16 protein-coding genes and 1 pseudogene are annotated in these 16,046 nt (G+C 61.6%); 11 read left to right on the forward strand and 6 right to left on the reverse strand.

Annotated elements, in window-relative coordinates; all coding sequences use genetic code 11:
* Positions 1–112: 112 nt before the first annotated feature.
* Complete coding sequence (locus BKD14_RS17675; protein ID WP_075657493.1) at positions 113–1,765, reverse strand: recombinase family protein; 1,653 nt, start codon at positions 1,763–1,765, stop codon at positions 113–115.
* A gap of 513 nt (positions 1,766–2,278) precedes the next feature.
* On the opposite strand from BKD14_RS17675, the gene BKD14_RS17685 reads away from it, so the two are divergent.
* From BKD14_RS17685 to BKD14_RS19690, 3 genes and pseudogenes are all read left to right on the forward strand, one after another.
* Positions 2,279–2,578, forward strand: coding sequence for a DUF1778 domain-containing protein (locus tag BKD14_RS17685; protein WP_010335689.1), 300 nt, complete (start codon positions 2,279–2,281; stop codon positions 2,576–2,578).
* A 4-nt stretch (positions 2,579–2,582) separates the two neighbouring features.
* Positions 2,583–3,092: a GNAT family N-acetyltransferase gene (locus BKD14_RS17690; protein WP_075657494.1), complete on the forward strand. Its 510-nt coding sequence runs from the start codon at positions 2,583–2,585 to the stop codon at positions 3,090–3,092.
* Positions 3,093–3,135: 43 nt separating this feature from the next.
* Positions 3,136–3,349 (forward strand): annotated as a pseudogene (locus BKD14_RS19690) (site-specific integrase); the annotation flags it as partial.
* Positions 3,350–3,367: 18 nt separating this feature from the next.
* On the opposite strand, the gene BKD14_RS17695 reads toward BKD14_RS19690, so the two are convergent.
* From BKD14_RS17695 to BKD14_RS17715, 5 genes are read right to left on the reverse strand one after another with little or no spacing between them, the layout of a single operon-like run.
* Positions 3,368–4,261, reverse strand: a complete 894-nt coding sequence (locus BKD14_RS17695) for a 3'-5' exonuclease (RefSeq protein ID WP_075657495.1) — start codon at positions 4,259–4,261, stop codon at positions 3,368–3,370.
* A complete protein-coding gene (locus tag BKD14_RS17700) occupies positions 4,248–6,278 on the reverse strand; it encodes an ATP-binding protein (RefSeq protein WP_010335692.1) in 2,031 nt (676 codons plus the stop codon). The genes BKD14_RS17695 and BKD14_RS17700 overlap by 14 nt, the downstream gene beginning before the upstream one ends.
* The gene (locus BKD14_RS17705) at positions 6,275–7,597 is read right to left on the reverse strand and encodes an SIR2 family protein (RefSeq protein ID WP_075657496.1); all 1,323 of its coding nucleotides are present in this window, start codon (positions 7,595–7,597) and stop codon (positions 6,275–6,277) included. The genes BKD14_RS17700 and BKD14_RS17705 overlap by 4 nt, the downstream gene beginning before the upstream one ends.
* A gap of 23 nt (positions 7,598–7,620) precedes the next feature.
* The gene (locus BKD14_RS17710) at positions 7,621–8,637 is read right to left on the reverse strand and encodes a nucleotidyl transferase AbiEii/AbiGii toxin family protein (RefSeq protein WP_075657497.1); all 1,017 of its coding nucleotides are present in this window, start codon (positions 8,635–8,637) and stop codon (positions 7,621–7,623) included.
* Complete coding sequence (locus BKD14_RS17715; protein WP_063987285.1) at positions 8,630–9,223, reverse strand: DUF6088 family protein; 594 nt, start codon at positions 9,221–9,223, stop codon at positions 8,630–8,632. Before BKD14_RS17715 ends, BKD14_RS17710 begins: the two co-directional genes overlap by 8 nt.
* Positions 9,224–9,455: 232 nt before the next feature.
* On the opposite strand from BKD14_RS17715, the gene BKD14_RS17720 reads away from it, so the two are divergent.
* The 8 genes from BKD14_RS17720 (at position 9,456) to BKD14_RS17750 (ending at position 15,933) form a co-directional block, all read left to right on the forward strand.
* Positions 9,456–10,418 carry a zincin-like metallopeptidase domain-containing protein gene (locus tag BKD14_RS17720; protein WP_075657498.1) on the forward strand — a complete coding sequence of 321 codons (963 nt, stop codon included), beginning with the start codon at positions 9,456–9,458 and terminating at the stop codon, positions 10,416–10,418.
* Positions 10,415–10,810 carry a DUF2958 domain-containing protein gene (locus BKD14_RS17725; RefSeq protein WP_075657499.1) on the forward strand — a complete coding sequence of 132 codons (396 nt, stop codon included), beginning with the start codon at positions 10,415–10,417 and terminating at the stop codon, positions 10,808–10,810. Before BKD14_RS17720 ends, BKD14_RS17725 begins: the two co-directional genes overlap by 4 nt.
* A 124-nt stretch (positions 10,811–10,934) precedes the next feature.
* Positions 10,935–13,073 carry a ParB/RepB/Spo0J family partition protein gene (locus BKD14_RS17730; protein ID WP_075657500.1) on the forward strand — a complete coding sequence of 713 codons (2,139 nt, stop codon included), beginning with the start codon at positions 10,935–10,937 and terminating at the stop codon, positions 13,071–13,073.
* Positions 13,074–13,170: 97 nt separating this feature from the next.
* A complete protein-coding gene (locus tag BKD14_RS17735) occupies positions 13,171–13,476 on the forward strand; it encodes a hypothetical protein (protein WP_075657501.1) in 306 nt (101 codons plus the stop codon).
* 422 nt (positions 13,477–13,898) lie between these two features.
* Positions 13,899–14,063: a hypothetical protein gene (locus BKD14_RS19210; protein WP_009450567.1), complete on the forward strand. Its 165-nt coding sequence runs from the start codon at positions 13,899–13,901 to the stop codon at positions 14,061–14,063.
* Between the two features lie 201 nt (positions 14,064–14,264).
* Positions 14,265–14,813, forward strand: coding sequence for a hypothetical protein (locus BKD14_RS17740; RefSeq protein ID WP_075657502.1), 549 nt, complete (start codon positions 14,265–14,267; stop codon positions 14,811–14,813).
* Between the two features lie 66 nt (positions 14,814–14,879).
* A complete protein-coding gene (locus tag BKD14_RS17745; RefSeq protein WP_075657503.1) occupies positions 14,880–15,296 on the forward strand; it encodes a hypothetical protein in 417 nt (138 codons plus the stop codon).
* A complete protein-coding gene (locus BKD14_RS17750; protein ID WP_075657504.1) occupies positions 15,289–15,933 on the forward strand; it encodes an antitoxin of toxin-antitoxin stability system in 645 nt (214 codons plus the stop codon). The genes BKD14_RS17745 and BKD14_RS17750 overlap by 8 nt, the downstream gene beginning before the upstream one ends.
* Positions 15,934–16,046 lie beyond the last annotated feature (113 nt).

The raw sequence follows: 16,046 nt of genomic DNA on the forward strand, positions 1-16,046 counted from the left end.
ACCCGATTGGGGATGAAATATTGAAGCTATAAGCTTCAGGAACGGTTGGAGCAGCCCGTTCGACCGGCAATTGATAATCAATCAATTGCTTAACGGTCTCACCTCGTCAGGCTCATAACCTGAAGGCCGCAGGTTCAAATCCTGCCCCCGCAACCATCTTTACTTGCGATGCACCCCGCTCTCCGGCGGGGTTTTTCGTTTGTGCGGAAATCGTAAGGATTCCAGCGAGATCGCCCTGCACGTCGATCTCCATCTTGCCGTCGACCGGCGTCAGCACAATCTGATCTACCAGAGAGCGAATGGTGTCGGCTGCCTCTATCCGCTTGCCCTCTTCTTCATCCTGAAGCGACTCGTAGAGCTGCTGGATGCGCTTGCGGTATTGCAGCGCCATGCTTGGGTGCAGCAGGGGCGGCGACTCGTCAGCTTCGGCCAGGAACAGTTCCAGTTCCTTCCTCCGCTTTTCCAAGCTCACCATCTTTGTATTGAGAGCGTCGGCAGCGCCGCCTTTAAGGATCAGGTTGAGAAGGGTTTCGAGTTCGCGATCAATCTTCGCGATCTCGGTTTCCGCTGAGGCAATACCGACGCGGCCTTCCATTCGCAGGCGGTTCATCTCTTGCGTGAATACCTCGCAGAAATGGGCAAACAGCTCAGGGTCAACGAGTCGGGTGCGCAGCGCATTCAGCACGCGCGATTCCAACTCGTCGCGGCGGATATTGACCCGGTTGTCGCAGGTGCCTTTGTTGCGAGCTGTCGAGCATCCGATCAGCGTTGCCGAGATCGCGGAGTACCCGCCACCACAGCATGAACATTTGGTTAGGCCCGAGAAGAGGTATTTGGGGCGCCGCCGGTGATTGACGGTGCGGACATCTGTGTTGCCGTTATCGTCGCGGGTGAGCTTGTTCTTCTCCTGCCGTGCCTTCACAGCATTCCAGAGATCGTCGTCGAGGATCCGGAGCTCTGGCGTCTCCTGGATGACCCATTCCGATTCCGGGTTGGGGCGCGCCTGCCGCTTTCCGGTGTTCGGGTCCTTTACGAAGCGCTGGCGGTTCCAGACGATCTTGCCGACATACATCTCATTATTGAGGATGCCGTTGCCACGCTTCGGGTTGCCGTTGATCGTGCTGAAACCCCAGTCGCCGCCCGAAGGGGCCGGAATGCCGTCCTTGTTCAGTGCAAAAGCGATGGTCTTTGCCGACTTACCGGCGGCGTAGTCGCGGAAGATGCGGAGAACGACGGCGGCCTGGTCTTCGTTGATGGTGCGGTCGCCGCGAATGGGTTCGCCATTGGCGTCCAGCTTCTTGACCACATCGTAGCCATAGGAATTGCCGCCACCCGATTTGCCAGCCTCGACACGGCCGCGCTGGCCGCGGCGGGTCTTGTCAGCAAGATCTTTAAGGAAGAGGGCATTCATCGTGCCCTTCAGACCGACATGCAGATGGCTGACCTCGCCTTCAGACAAGGTGAACATCTTCACATCCGCATAGGACATGCGTTTGAAGATGCCGGCGATGTCTTCCTGATCACGCGAGAGGCGATCCATCGCCTCAGAGAGGATCACGTCGAACCGGCCGCTCATGGCGTCGGTCATCAGGGCCTGGATGCCCGGACGGATCAGGGATGCTCCTGAAATCGCGTGGTCCGTGTATTCTTCGATGACGTGCCAGCCCTGCTTTTCGGCATGGAGGCGGCACATGCGAAGCTGGTCGGCGATGGAAGCGTCGCGTTGATTGTCAGAAGAATAACGGGCGTAGATCGCGACTTTCAAAACATTGCTCCCATCCGCATCAGGAGGTCCGCTTCCTCCTTTGCCTGGACAACTTCACTTCCTCTGCAAAGCATTCCCGTGCCGCCTGCTTTGCCAGGATGCCGACCAGACGCAGAAGGCGAGGGTCGGGACTGCTGCGCGGCGTAAACGTCAACTCCGGCGCGTCCAGCAGCAAAGATTCGAGCAGCGCTTCGCGCTCGGCTCCTGTCATCTTTGCTGTGTTTTGTGGGGCTCGCAAGGTCATAACTGACAGCATTCGTCCCATGCCCGGCATAAGCAACGGAATTTGCGGGCGAACATTTGGCGGCGTTCAGTGTGCCAATGCGCGTTATGGCGTGCGGCGGCGTAACATGGCGTGCCATGGCAGAGTAAAATGACCTGTCGGAATCGCTCGATGTCGCCGTCATCTTTTGCCTCGTTGCTGGTCCCTCGGAAGCTGTTGCTTGCAAATGAGACTTTATCGTATTGTAATTAGAGATACAAGGCGCTATCTTCCGACTAAGGAGACTCGCCATGGGCAACACTGCCGAACGCAAGGAATATCCGATCTCGATGCGTCTGCCCGAAGCGGATGTTGCCATGATCGATCGCGCCGCCAGCCTGCGCGGCCGCTCGCGCACCGATTTCGTGCGCGACGCCGCTGTGCGCGCGGCCGAGGAGGTCGTCATGGAGCAGGGTCTGATCCGGATGAGCCCGGAAGGCTTTGCTCAGTTCATGGATGTGCTGTCGCGCCCGGCCGCTCCCGTTCCGGAGATGGTTGAAGTGCTGAAGCGGCCTGCGCCGTGGGAGCCCGGCTACGCGGCGAAGCGGTAATCCCTTGCTGCTTTCAGGACCCGAGCCGCTTTCCGCCGCCCACGATGTTTCTGAGTTTACCTGTGGCAAGCCGACGCTCGACCACTGGCTGAAAACCCGCGCGCTCTCCAATCAGCAGAAGGGCTTTACCGCCGTTCTCGTCGTGCATGAGGCAGGGCGTGTGGTGGGATATTACGGCCTTGCACCAACAGCCGTTGTGCCATCGGTGCTACCGCGCTCCATCCGGACGGGGCAGCCGCCTAATCCAATTCCCTGCATGCTGCTTGGTCAGCTCGCGACCGATATCGGCTCGGCCGGGTTGGGCATCGGGACTGGCCTTGTGAAGCACGCCCTCCAACGTTGCGTTCAGGCCGCATCGCTGATCGGTGGGCGGGCATTGATGGTCAACGCCGTCGACGGGGAGGCTGCCGAATTCTGGCAGCGCCGAGGATTTGAGCCTACCAGAGATGATGAACTGGTCCTGTTTCGCTCGATCAGCGATATTGCTGCGTCGCTCCGTGAGGCTGGAAGGTGAATAGCCCCATGTTTGGTGGACGTCTTCCTTGCTAAATTGAGGCAAGGACCTGCGCCGGACATTCAAGACGGTGACCGGCAAGGCGAGGATCTCGAAGGAAATCCGCGACCGCCTCCAGAACCACGCGTTGCAGGATGTCAGCTGCGAGAAGCATGACTGCTAGGCACTACATGGTGGAAAAGCGCGCCGACATGACGAAAGGGGAAAAGTTCGTCTCCGCCACGCTTGCCAAGAGGTGCCGGAAGGGCATGCAATAGCCCGGCGTTCGACGGCACTCAGATCCTGTCTGAAAACCGATCATAAGCATCGATCCGCCGAACCGGGGGATCGACCTCATATCGATAGATTTCCGTTCTCAAGAACCGTAGCTCGGCCTCGCACTGAGCCTCGGGAACGTCGATATACCATGCGCGCGGCTGCGGGCCGGGATCGCCGTTCCAGCGGTATCCCCGCGCTTTGAGGACATCCTTGAGGTCAAAGGGCGCGTTCTCCGCCCAGATGCGCCAAGAAACGGCACGAGCGCCGTCCAGGAGGCGGCTGAGACCTGTAGCGCCAGATCGGGGCAGCCACATCGCCAACAACTCGACCGTAGCAAGACAGTCGTGCATCGCGCGGTGGCGGTCGTAGAAGAAGCCGGCGGCCTGAGCGAGATAGGCGAGTTTCGTGCCCTCGAACCCCTCTGCTGCCCAATCGATCTGGCTGAGCGAGCATGCCCACGGCTTCGTCGAGAACACGTCGTTGAATCGTTCGAGGAAGCGGCGGTCGAACGCCGCATTGTGCGCGATGACGAGCGAAGCCGGCGCTGCGAATGAGGCTACCGCTGCGGGATCAACAATCTGGCCGGCCACCATCTCGTTGGTGATGCCCGTGATCGCGGTGATTTCCGGGGCGATAGGCTTGCTCGGCTGACGCAGCCTTTGGAAGCTGTCGCCCACGCTGAAAATGGTGCCATCCAAGCCGTAGTTGAATGGTGTCATGGCGAGTTCGATGATCTCGTCGCGCTGAGGGTCGAGCCCCGTGGTCTCCACATCGACCACCAGGCCGAGGCGCAGCGGCGTGCCTGGCGGAGGAACGATGCGAGGGCGCGGTTTGAGACGCCGGATGACCCGGTAGTCTCCCGTGGCCTCCAGCGCCTGCGCCAGGGTCTCCAGATGGTCAGAAGATGTCATCGTCTGACGCTTCGTTTACTGCCATCGGCTCCCCTCCAGCGGTATCGGCCGGAGCGAGTCGAATGTCGGCGGCTCGACCTTCTTCGTGGAACCACAAATCGACCACGGCGGTATCGTCGCTGCGCGGCCGCGGTGATGCCTCCCGCACCTTGAATGTCGTCGGGAGATTGACCGATGTTCCGAACACCAGCGCGTGCTGCCGAGGCAATGACGGCAAACGCTTCAAGACGGAATCCGAGATGAACGGCGTCATCTGCCGAATCTGAGAAAGATCGTCGGGGTTCTGGATGCGGTGAACCAGGAAATTGGAGCACTGGCTGAGAACCGTCTTGGACAGCTCACTCGGGCGTTGTGATGCCAAGAGCACGAACATGCCGTATTTGCGTCCTTCCTTGGCGATGCGCTCGAATATCTTGGTTGCGTCGATGGAAAACCGGGAGGGCGTAGAGGCAATATACCTGTGAGCCTCTTCGAGGAGCAGGTGTATCGGGAAGCGGTTTCTTGGTTCCGCATGACGAAGAAACCGAAAAAGCATGCGTGCGATGACCGCACTGACCAGCTCAACGATTTCATCTTCGACGGAATTCAGATCAATGATAATGACTTGATTGCGTTTGGTGAACGCTTCACCAACAGCCCTTTCCAGACCGACGATGTTGGTCAAGAACTCCAGATCGCTTACAGCCGCACCAACGTCAGCTCCTTCGTGACGTAAAAAGGCATATTCAGTCCTCTCTTGGAGAGATCGGAGCCGCGTGACCATGGACGAGCAGTAATCTCGGATTTGGCGGTTGCCGTGGGCCTCCTCATAAAGGATCGCGAAATCCAGACATTCGTGCAGCTCATCGAAAGAGAACGGCGTCCGATTGTAGGCTGGTAAGGGAGCATCCTTCTGGAGCTTCTTCCTTACTTCATCCAGAAATGCCGATTGGTTGTTGCCAGAAAAATTTCCGTATTGAAAATTCGGACTGAAGCGGTTCAACAACGCCATATTCAGATCGTTCGTCGGATACTTCTGAAGAAGGGAAACGACGCGCTGAAACTTCGACACTGGGGAGTCGCCATCCGCACCTCGAAAGCACTCGATGATGCAAGTGGCGACAAAGTGTTCGCGCAGCGCCAGAGCGTCTGGCGTGTTGGCATGAAAGAGACTTGTCAGACCTAACGCCGTCCGAAGAACCGGCAGTTGCGTTCGCTCGCTCGCCTGCAAAAGCAGTTCCCATTCTGCCATTTCCAGGAACCAGTGTGGCATCCGAAAGCCAGCGGTCGTCCCATCAAGGGTTACGCGATGGACGCCGATGCCGCCGTCTTTTGCCAAAGGAGCAAGCGCCTCGTGATACTCGCCATTCACGTCGAAGACGATAAACGTCGCTCCGCGAGCGTGATGTTCGTCCGGCTTGTCGAAAAGAGACTGTAGTACCGAGGCGACCGTGCATGACTTGCCGCTGCCGGTGTTACCCAGGACGGCAACGTGGCCACCGAAGAACTCGTTCAGACGGACTTTGACGTCGTAGTCCTCGAACACCACGGACTTGCCGATTGGCAGAACCCGGTAGCGCGTGGCGCCTTCTGGTTGGCAGACGCCACCATCCGGGCCGATTGACGGCACGACGGCCGCCTCGGTCTCGAAGATGCGATCGAGTTCGCCGTCCAGGGCATAGAGTGCGTCCGCATAGAGGGACGGGAAAACCGACACACCGAAGCGGAACGCGCCGCCGCGCATCGGCAACATGCCGACGGGCACCACATCCAGATATTTTGAGGAACCAGCCCGGTCGAAGTCGCCCCGCTCGGACGGCGTGCTCGCATCGCGTTCACGCAGGCCGACAACCTCGACCACGACATATTCCGACTGCGACGGAATCATCAGGAATGATCCCAGCCGCGCCACATAATGCACGTCGTCGAAGCCGACGACCGTGAAATTGTCGGTGCCGACGTGCATCTCGACGACAAAGCGGTCGGCCGCGACCGAGACCACCTTGCCGATCGCCCGCTTGCGATCGTCGTGGCTCATGCCTCGCCATCCTTTGTCTCGTCGCCCCTTTTCGGCGCCAGCTCCGACAACACCTTGCGGACGGCGTCATCAATCCTGTCGCTGGGGCGCTGGGGCATGAAATGCTCTACGATCATGTCGAAGTAGTGCGCCCTCGTCCCCGCGGTAGGACCATTGCCTCCAATGATCCAAATGCGCGGATCGCGCAGCGCCCGCAGCTTGGCGATCTCGCCGTCCGTATCCGGCGCCGCGAAGATCACCAGACGGAACGTCGGGATCGTTAGCGCCTGGTAGATGATGTTGTTCAGGTGCTCATCGCCGAAGGCGTAGCCGGCCGTGATGAGAACGCTCTGCTCGCGCACGATCCGGGACTGAAATTCCCGGAACAGGTCTGCGTAGGGCGAGCCGAGCGAAGAGTTCTGCTTCGCCGGCGTCGGATAGATCAGCATCTGGTTCGTGGATTCCGGTGGCCAGACTTCCTTGATCGGGAAGAGGCCATGATCGTCCTCGGTCCAAGTGACCGAACCATGCAATTTGCAGAGATAGACGAAGGCGTCCACGGCGGTCCACTTGCGGCTGGCGACGTCGAGCTGCTCGGCCAGAGCATAGCGGAAGATCGCCGGGTTGAAGCGGCGTTCCACGACGCCGGAAAAACCGTTGGCATAGGGAATGCCCAGGCGATCCATCGCCAATTCGCTGAAATGATCGTAGTTGGTCGTGAACACCCAGGGCCGGGGCAAGGACCGATCGCGTAGGACCAGTTTCTTGTAGAAACGCTCGTAGAGGTCGCGCACGGTCGTGTCGCCCTCCGTGGCGAAGGCCCCTTGGGTGACACGGGTCCATAGGAAGTCCTGGACCTTCTTGATGATGCCGTCGAGAACAGCGCGATAGGGGTGAAGATCGGGATTCTCGCTCTGGCGCAGCACGAACCGTTGCGCGAACAGCACCTCCATCAAGCGTTCCAGGTTACGGCTGTAGTCCTTCGCCAGGTTGACCCCGAGCGCATCGAGATAGTCGAGTTCGTCTTTGGTTAGCCGCCACGGCGCCGGTACAGCGCCGGCTGTTGGCGGATCGCTGTAGAATCCTGCCGCGCGTGCCTCGATGGTTTCGCCGCAAAACTCCTTGGCCAGCGGCGCCATGGTCGCAATGCCGAGTTCCTTTTTGTCCTTCATCAGGGAAGAACATCCGGCGCCGAGCAGAAATGCGATATTCTTGGCGTTCATGGCCTCGGAAATCGCCTTGCGGGCGCTCTCGATCCCCTTGTTCCAGTCCAGTTCAGATGGCTCGGCATCGCCGTCCCGCAGAAACTGGAATTTTCGCTCTTCTTCGACTTCGCTCATATACCCCCGGTCCTCCCAGTTTCTTACTCGGCTGCTCTGTTCGCGCGCGCGGCTATATCAGCGCACTGCGCCATGAGCGCTTCGAACGGCTCCTCGTCGTCGAAGAGCAGTCCATCCTCAACCATGCGGGCATAGTCATCCTCCAACGCCTTCGCGCCATCGCCGACCGGCACGAGTTGCAAGCCGCCGCTGACAGCCGCTGCATAGTCGATCGGCGTGCGGTCGGCGGCCTTCTCTGCGAAGAACATCGACTTGTGCCGGGCGACAGCGTTGACCAGGTCGCGATCGGCAAAAGCGGCTTCCGCGAAGCCGGCTTCGTCCAGTCGGACAACATCGTGCCAATGTCGCGCGAAGCGGTCGCCGCGCAGCCGCTCCTGGAGGCAGAAGACGTGGATGGCGGTCGCCTTCTCCCAGAACGTCCGCTCCGCGTGCATGACGCGCGGCCGCGCAGTCGGGAAGAGCAGCCCCTCGATCAGGCCGGCCGCGTCGCAGACGACGTCGCGCAAGCTCGCAGGTTCGCCCGTCGAGCGCGCGCCGAACTCCAGCATGACGCTTGGAGCCACATAGCCGGACCCGGCTGCGGTCGCCTCATAGTCGATGAAGAGCTTCTCATCCTCGACGCGGACGGCCGCCGCCAGCCCTTCAGCGGCCAGGGCCTTCGCGATTACCGGCTGCACCGTCTCTGCGACCCAGGCCGGCAAACGCCGGCGGACCTCGCTGGACCAGCGCTTTTCCTCGCTTCGTGTCTTCGGCAGACCCTCGCGATTGTCCCCGACCAGATCGGACGCAATCGCCCGAATGTCGTAGGTCAGATCCACATCCTCCGAAAAACGGCGAATGACCTGATAGGCTTTTGACAGCGACGTCCCGCCCTTGAACACCAGATGTTCGCCGAGCGGTGTCGCGTAGAGGGTCGCCAGCGCCCACACCACCCACACATCCTTTTCGAGAAGATGGGTGGGACGACCCGAACGGTCGGCGACGACGCCCAACGCGTCACGCCGATCCTCGGCCGAAAGCTGGAGGAAAACGTCAGCCATAGGCCGCCTTTCCGACGCTCTGCGCGAGCCATGTCGGAAGCTGCGGCGCGGCGGCGACCAGTTCGCCGAACACACCAGGCGGCATCTTCCGCTTCAAGGTCGTGAGCGCGGCCTCCGCCCTTTCGGGGCCGAGCCAGGCCAGCGCCCGCACGGCCTCGCCTGCGGGGCGGTTGGCCAGGGCCAGTTGCCAGCGCGGCGCGTGCCGCAATTCGACGACCTGCTTGCCGAGGTGCATCTTTCGGCTGCGTCCGGAGGTCAGATAGACCGAGCGGACGGGCACCTGCGTCGTCAAGCCAAGCGCGTTCGCCGCGGCGGCTCCGTTCGAGACGATGATCTCCCCTTTTTGGGTCGCGAGGGCCTCGACAGCCTGCTCGACCGAAGGTGCGCGCGTGCCAAACCGACTGGCGATGGGGCGCAGATAGACGCCACGACCGGCGCGGATGAGCTGCCCGCGCTCGGACAGACGCGACAATGCCTGATCCACGGCCGCCCGGTTTCCGAGGTGGAGCAGGCCCTTGGCGGACACAGGGACGCCTTCGGGCAGTCCCGTCGCATGGGCCAGAATCTGTTCGGTCAACCGTGTCATCGTCTTTCTCCTGTTGGAAATATATGCGAGTTTCTGACAGTTTTCAAGGAAACGCAGGGGAACATACCGAATAGGGGAAAGCCTTCCCCTGCGGCCGAGCCTTGGTCTCTGCCTACCCCTTCTGCGGGGAGATCCCCGCAACACCCCTCAGAGTGAGAGTGCGGACGGGTTTTCCGTGACGGGTTAAGAGCTGGAGGAGAGGCTTCCGGCGCCCGTCGCGGAGATCATCCCGATGGCCAGACAGGGTCGTAACCTCGCGGAAGGTGGCGCGCGCAGCAACCTTTATGACGACATCACCAACAAGATCATGGCCGAGCTGGAGCAAGGGCGGTTGCCATGGGGCCAGCCATGGGGCGCGTCGCCCGATACCGCCCCGCTGGGCCTGCCGAGAAATGCGTCAACTGGCCGGTCCTATTCCGGCATCAATATCCTGATCCTCTGGGGCGCTGTCATTCAGCATGGTTACCCTGGTCAATCGTGGCTAACTTTCCGCCAGGCGCTTTCGCTTGGCGGTAATGTCCGGAAGGGTGAGCGCGGCACCACCGTCGTATATGCCGACCGATTCACCCCCGAGGACGAAAAGCGCCGTGCCCGCGAGACCGGTGAGGATGCGCATGCCATACCGTTTCTGAAGCGGTTCACGGTCTTTAATGCCGCACAATGCGATGGCCTTCCCGATGACATCACGGCAGTCGCGCCGCCACCGCCGCCAGGCCTGATCGAACCTCGAGTCGAGGCGCTGATCGAGGCCACCGGCATCGACTTCCGTATCGGTGGTAATCGCGCCTTCTATATGCCGTCGCTCGACTATGTGCAGGTGCCGCCTCCACAAGCCTATTTCGAGCCGATCAACTGGCACCGGACGGCCCTGCACGAGCTGGGTCACGCCAGCGGCCATCACAGCCGTCTCGACCGCGATCTGACCGGCTCGTTCGGCTCGAAGAAATACGCCTTCGAGGAGATGATTGCCGAGCAGACCGCAGCTTTCAGCTGCGCTGCGCTCGGGATCGTGCCGACCGTGCGCCATGCCGATTACATCGGGTCGTGGCTGGAGGTCATGCGCGAGGATTCTCGCGCCATTGTCCGCGCAGCCTCGCAGGCGAGCAAGGCGGCAGACTGGCTGCTGTCGTATCTGCCGGCCGAGGACACCGTGGAGCAGGATGCCAGCGTAACCGACCGGAGGGCTGCGGCATGATCCTCCTGACCGGCACACAGCGTGACCGCCTGCTGGCCAATGGTCGTCAGCGCGATCAGGATCACATCCCGGTCGTGAAGTTCTTCAACCCCTTCGGCGCGGGCGTCTGGCTCGCCACCGAACTGGATGAGGATGGCGACATCATGTTCGGCCTGGCCGATCTCGGTTATCCCGAACTGGGCTCGTGGAGCCTGAGCGAGATGCAGTCAGTCCGGCTGCCCTTCGGCATGGGCATCGAGCGCGATCTGCTGTTCACCGGGGATTTCTCGATCTCGGTCTGGGCTGAGGCCGCCCGTGAGACCGGCAGCATCCGCGCCGCCGAGCGTCTGCTCTACCGCGTCGGCGCGGGCTTTTCCCGTACATCCGTCGATACGGAAAACCGGAGTGCCTGATTTCCGGGTTTCAGGTTCTGCGGCTGGCGTCGCTCTCTTCAGAGGAAGAGGGCGGCGCTTCGCTTCGTGACGGGCTGATAGCCGGAGAGAGAGGCTCACCGGCGTCCGTCATGGAGTAGCTGACATGGCCACTGCCGTTCAGAAGATCACCCTGTCGTCCTCGCGCGACATTCCCTTCAACAAGCTGGTGCTCAGCCAGTCCAATGTCCGGCGCGTCAAGGCCGGGATCTCGGTCGAGGAACTGGCCGAGTCTATCGCCCGTCGCGGCCTGATCCAGTCCCTGCATGTCCGCCCGGTGGTGGATGCCGAGGGCAAGGAAACCGGCATGTTCGAGGTGCCCGCCGGCGGTCGCCGTTTCCGGGCGCTGGAACTGCTGGTCAAGCAGAAGCGCCTCGCCAAGATCGCGCCGGTCCCCTGCGTCGTGTCGGAGGCCAGCGCCGATGTGCTGATCGACGAGGTTTCGCTCGCCGAGAACATCGAGCGCGCACCGCTGCATCCCCTCGACCAGTTCCGCGCCTTCCAGGCCATGCGCGAAAAGGGCATGACCGAGGAAGCCATCGCCGCCGCCTTCTTCGTGGATGCCAAAGTGGTGAAACAGCGCCTGCGTCTGGTTTCCGTTTCGCCGGCCCTGCTCGACGTCTATGCCGAGGACGGCATGACGCTGGAGCAGCTGATGGCCTTCAGCGTCAGCTCTGACCATGCCCGTCAGGAGCAGGTCTGGGAGGCAATCAAGGATGGCTGGCAGAAAGAACCCTACCACATCCGGCGCCTGCTGACCGAAACCACGGTCCGCGCCGCCGACAAGCGGGCGGTTTTTGTCGGCATTGCAGCCTATGAAGAGGCTGGCGGTTGCGTGCTGCGCGATCTCTTTCAGCAGGACGATGGTGGCTGGTTGCAAGATCCGGTGCTGCTCGACCGGCTCGTGGGCGAAAAGCTGAAAGCCGAGGTCGAAGCCATCGCTGCCGAGGGCTGGAAGTGGATCGAGGTCGCCATCACCTTTCCCTACGGTCACGATCATGGCCTTCGCCAGATTGTCGGCACCACGGTCGATCTGACCGAAGAGGAACGCGCCACCCGCGAAGCATTGCGCGACGAATATGACCGGCTTGAAGCCGAATATGGCGAGGCTGACGAACTGCCTGACGAGATCGACGCCCGCCTCGGTGAGATCGAACAGGCGCTGGAAACCTTCGATCGCCGTCCGATGACCTTCGAGCCGGATCAGATCGGCATGGCGGGTGTCTTCGTCAGCATCGACGCCGATGGCGAATTGCTGATCGAACGGGGCTATGTTCGCGCCGAGGATGAAACACCTGCGGAACCGGAGGCTGAGATCATTGACCCGGAAACCGGCGAGGTGATCCAGCGCGCCGAACCGGAGGTGAGCCGCATGCATGCGGTTATCACGTTGGGCGGCCAGGCGGTCGAAACAGAGGAGGAAGACGAGGCCGACACCATCAAGCCGCTGCCCGATCGCCTTGTCAGCGAACTGACTGCGCATCGCACGCTGGCGCTGCGGGATGCAGTCGCAGTGAACCCGCATGTCGCCATGACGGCACTGCTCCACCGCCTGGTCATGGATTGCTTCATGCCGCATTCTAGTCGCGGTTGCCTGGAAGCACAGGTCCGGGAGGTCCATCTGCCCGCACAGGCTGAAGATCTGCGCGATAGCGCGTCGGCCAAGGCCATTGCAGACCGGCACGAACGCTGGGGCGATCATGTCCCGGCAGACGATGCTGCCCTCTGGGATTGGCTGGCCGATCTGGACGATGGTTCGCGCATGGATCTGCTCGCCCATTGCGTCAGCTTCGGTGTCAACGCGCTCTATGAAAAACCCAACCCTTACAGCGGCACGGGCGTCAGCCAGCATGGGCTGGACGTCCGCCTGTCGCAGGCTGACCGGCTGGCCCGTTCAACTGGCCTCGACATGGTGGCCGTGGGCTGGCGGCCGACGGTTGGCAATTATCTCGGCCGCGTGACCAAACCGCGTATCTTGGAAGCCGTGCGCGAAGGGGCCGGAGATCGGGCTGCCGATCTGATCGGACACCTCAAGAAGGGCGACATGGCCAAGGAGGCCGAACGCCTGCTGGCCGAGACCGGCTGGCTGCCCGAGCCGCTGCGCATGGTGGACGATGGTATCGAAGTCGATCCGGCATCGGGCGCTGCGGCGGAAGCCGACGATCTGCCCGATTTCCTCACCGGCGATGGCGAGGACGATCCGGCTGACGACGAGGAAGATCAGCATATGGTCGCTGCTGAATAGCACTCATGCGGGGCGGCTTCGGTCGCCCCGTTTATCACCCTCCGTTTCCGCAACTCGCCCGGTCCTCGTGATCGGGCTTTTTCTTTGGAGAGCCGCCATGCCTGCCATGATCGACGTTGACGAAATCTTCGCCCAGGACCGTGAGAATCCTCCGGCTGAGCGCACGTTGCCCTGGGAGGAAAGCCGCGATGGCATCACCGTCGTCGTGGAACCGAAACCGCATTGGGCCGAAGATATGCGGGTGTTCCGTCTCGATGCCCGCGAGCATTGCCGCTACGCCGAATGGACTACCCATGGCGGCCGAGCGCGCTTCTATGGTCATATCGACACATCGGGCGACGATCTGATGATGAAAGCACGCGCGATGATCGTCCGCGAAATTGCCGATGGGCTTTGGGGCTGAAGACCCGATCGCAGGGTGCCGGGCCGTGAGGATGAGAGGTGTTCACCTCCCACAGTTCCAGCTCCAGCTTCACCATAACCCAGGTCATCCCTGCACATGGGCAAGCGGCAAACATCTCCGGCCTGAAGGGAACACGATCCTGATGCCAGCATGGTGGCAAGGCTGGCGTAGCAGAGCATCTGCGACGGGTATCCGGCATCCTGTCAGATGCGAAGCACCACCCCCGCTTCCATTCGCAAACCTTGGTCCGATCCGTCTCTTTGACATTCAACCCCAAAGGGGTCGGCTTACGCGCGCGTGCCGCCCTCGGGGATTCGGAAAAAGTCCGAACGCCCTCGGGTGATTGCAGATCCGGTCAGACACTTCGGGCGCCTGTCGCGCGGGGGATGGTCCCCCGCCTCCAAAGACAGGAGCCGGAACCCATGTCCTATGCAGATGCCACCGCCTTCGCCGCCAGCCTCGCCGCCACGCTGATGGTCTCGATCGTCGTGTTCCAGGCCGGAGACGGCACCCACGCCGCTTGCCCCGCCGCCGAGTTCGACGGCGACGACGACATGGTGAAGCTGGAGCTGGACCCGTGGGAGTAAGGCGCGAAAGCGCCTCATCCCCGACGGCCCGAGCGCGGAAAACCGCGTTTCGGGCCTTCATTGCCTTACGATGGTCCCCCATCGTTGGCAGCGGAACCGGGGACAAACCCCGGTCAGAGAGGAAGAGTGCGGGCCGTTCGGCCGTGACGGGTTGAGGGTCGGAGAGAGAGGCTTTCCGGCGCCCGTCATGGAGTAATCCCGATGGCCTTTGCCCGTTCCGAAACCTTCCGCTCCATCGGCCAGATTCTGGCTGCCGATGTTCTGCCCGCGCTTTATCGGTCGCAGAAGCTGCCGCTGTGCATCTCCTGCCTGGGCGTGGCCAGTTATGACGCCAGTGACGTGGCGAACAGCTTTGACCGCGTGATCCCGCTTGGGGAATGCCCGTCACCGGAAGAAGCCATCCAGTCCGCAGCCTTGCGCCTGTCGCGCGATGATATTTGCACGGGGCCGGACAGCTTCCCATATTTTCAGCCGCGCATCATGCTCATTCAGGACCGCGATCAGCGCCTGGTCCTCGCTGGCGAAATCCGCGCCGGCATTATCCTCTGGCAACAGCCGGTCGCTTCCGATGCCGCGGCACGCAGGATCGTGACAGAGGCAAGCCGCCTGCGCGGCATGGCGTTTCGGACATCAGATTCCGGTGATGCGAGACAGCTGCGTTACCGCGCCGCTGCGCTGGAGGCCCGTCTGGTCGATCCCTTCTGGCGCGAAACCTCGGCCGATCTGCTCCGCCTGCCGCAGGCTGCCTGAGCTTCACCCATTTCCCTCCCCTTCGGCCCAGCCATACGCCGGGCCATGTCATGTCTGGAGACCGCCATGGCCGATTATTACACGCACTTTTCCTGCCTGCTTGACGTGGGCACCCCCGAAAACGCCGCCCGCGCGCTCGATCTCTACAACGCTCTGGCGGATGACAATGCCGCTGAGGATCCGCCCTCAGATGGCTTCCTGCTCTCCATCCAGCCAGAGCATGGCGGCACGCAGCTCTGGATGCGCGATGACATTACCGGCGATCCCGAGCATGTCGTCCAGTTTGTCAAACGCTGCGCTGCCGAATTTGGCCTCAGCGGATTATGGGGTTTCCAGTACGCAAACAGCTGCTCGAAACCGCGCATCGACGGATTTGGTGGCGGCGCGCATGTCCTCGATCTTGCCACCGGTGAAACGGTGGACTGGATCTACACCGATGGTTGGCTTTCCTCGGTTCTGGAAGGGAGAGATCCCTATGCCTGAGATCATCGAAACCACAGTTTATCGCCTGGGCGAATTGTCCGATGCGGCGAAGGACAAGGCCCGCGCCTGGTATCGTGAGGGCGGCTTCGACTATGACTGGTACGATGCCGTCTATGAAGATTTCCAGCGCATCGCGGAAATCCTCGGGCTGAACCTCAACACCCGCACCGTCCGGTTGATGGGCGGCGGTACACGGCAGGACCCCTGCATCTGGTTCCGGGGCTTCTGCTCGCAGGGCGACGGTGCGTGCTTCGAGACCTTCTATTCCTACCGGAAGCATGCGCCGCGCCTGATCCGGGAATACGCCCCGCAGGACACCGAACTGCACCGCATCGCCGACGCCCTTCAGGCGGTCCAGCGCCGCAACTTCTATCAGCTTCGTGCCGATGCCAGCCATCGCGGCCATTATTATCACGAATACTGCATGTCGATCTCGGTCGAGCGAAACAGCCCGATCTGGCAGGACATGACCGCCGATGCCGAGGAGACGATCATCGAGGCGCTGCGCGATTTGGCCCGCTGGCTCTACCGCCAGCTTGAACGCGAATATGATCTTCTGTCCTCGGACGAAGTGGTCGATGAAACGATCGCCGCCAATGAATACACCTTCACCGAAGCCGGTCGCCGCTTCGGATGATCCTGAGAAGACACTGACAAGCGCCCCGCCGTCCGGTCGAGGCGCTTTTTTCCTGCTGCGGTTTGAGAGACAGAGGCTGGCCGGAAGGGGTCAGGTCCGGGCGGTCGAGAGAG

Source organism: Pseudochrobactrum sp. B5 (assembly GCF_001939785.1).
Lineage (GTDB): Bacteria > Pseudomonadota > Alphaproteobacteria > Rhizobiales > Rhizobiaceae > Pseudochrobactrum > Pseudochrobactrum saccharolyticum.

What these genes read in the sequence shown, in the direction of transcription:
- BKD14_RS17685 (WP_010335689.1), top strand. Translation starts at nt 2,279, where the DNA reads ATGGGCAACACTGCCGAACGCAAGGAATATCCGATCTCGATGCGTCTG.
- BKD14_RS17695 (WP_075657495.1), bottom strand. Translation starts at nt 4,261, where the DNA reads ATGACATCTTCTGACCATCTGGAGACCCTGGCGCAGGCGCTGGAGGCC.
- BKD14_RS17700 (WP_010335692.1), bottom strand. Translation starts at nt 6,278, where the DNA reads ATGAGCCACGACGATCGCAAGCGGGCGATCGGCAAGGTGGTCTCGGTC.
- BKD14_RS17705 (WP_075657496.1), bottom strand. Translation starts at nt 7,597, where the DNA reads ATGAGCGAAGTCGAAGAAGAGCGAAAATTCCAGTTTCTGCGGGACGGC.
- BKD14_RS17710 (WP_075657497.1), bottom strand. Translation starts at nt 8,637, where the DNA reads ATGGCTGACGTTTTCCTCCAGCTTTCGGCCGAGGATCGGCGTGACGCG.
- BKD14_RS17715 (WP_063987285.1), bottom strand. Translation starts at nt 9,223, where the DNA reads ATGACACGGTTGACCGAACAGATTCTGGCCCATGCGACGGGACTGCCC.
- BKD14_RS17720 (WP_075657498.1), top strand. Translation starts at nt 9,456, where the DNA reads ATGGCCAGACAGGGTCGTAACCTCGCGGAAGGTGGCGCGCGCAGCAAC.
- BKD14_RS17725 (WP_075657499.1), top strand. Translation starts at nt 10,415, where the DNA reads ATGATCCTCCTGACCGGCACACAGCGTGACCGCCTGCTGGCCAATGGT.
- BKD14_RS17730 (WP_075657500.1), top strand. Translation starts at nt 10,935, where the DNA reads ATGGCCACTGCCGTTCAGAAGATCACCCTGTCGTCCTCGCGCGACATT.
- BKD14_RS17735 (WP_075657501.1), top strand. Translation starts at nt 13,171, where the DNA reads ATGCCTGCCATGATCGACGTTGACGAAATCTTCGCCCAGGACCGTGAG.
- BKD14_RS19210 (WP_009450567.1), top strand. Translation starts at nt 13,899, where the DNA reads ATGTCCTATGCAGATGCCACCGCCTTCGCCGCCAGCCTCGCCGCCACG.
- BKD14_RS17740 (WP_075657502.1), top strand. Translation starts at nt 14,265, where the DNA reads ATGGCCTTTGCCCGTTCCGAAACCTTCCGCTCCATCGGCCAGATTCTG.
- BKD14_RS17745 (WP_075657503.1), top strand. Translation starts at nt 14,880, where the DNA reads ATGGCCGATTATTACACGCACTTTTCCTGCCTGCTTGACGTGGGCACC.
- BKD14_RS17750 (WP_075657504.1), top strand. Translation starts at nt 15,289, where the DNA reads ATGCCTGAGATCATCGAAACCACAGTTTATCGCCTGGGCGAATTGTCC.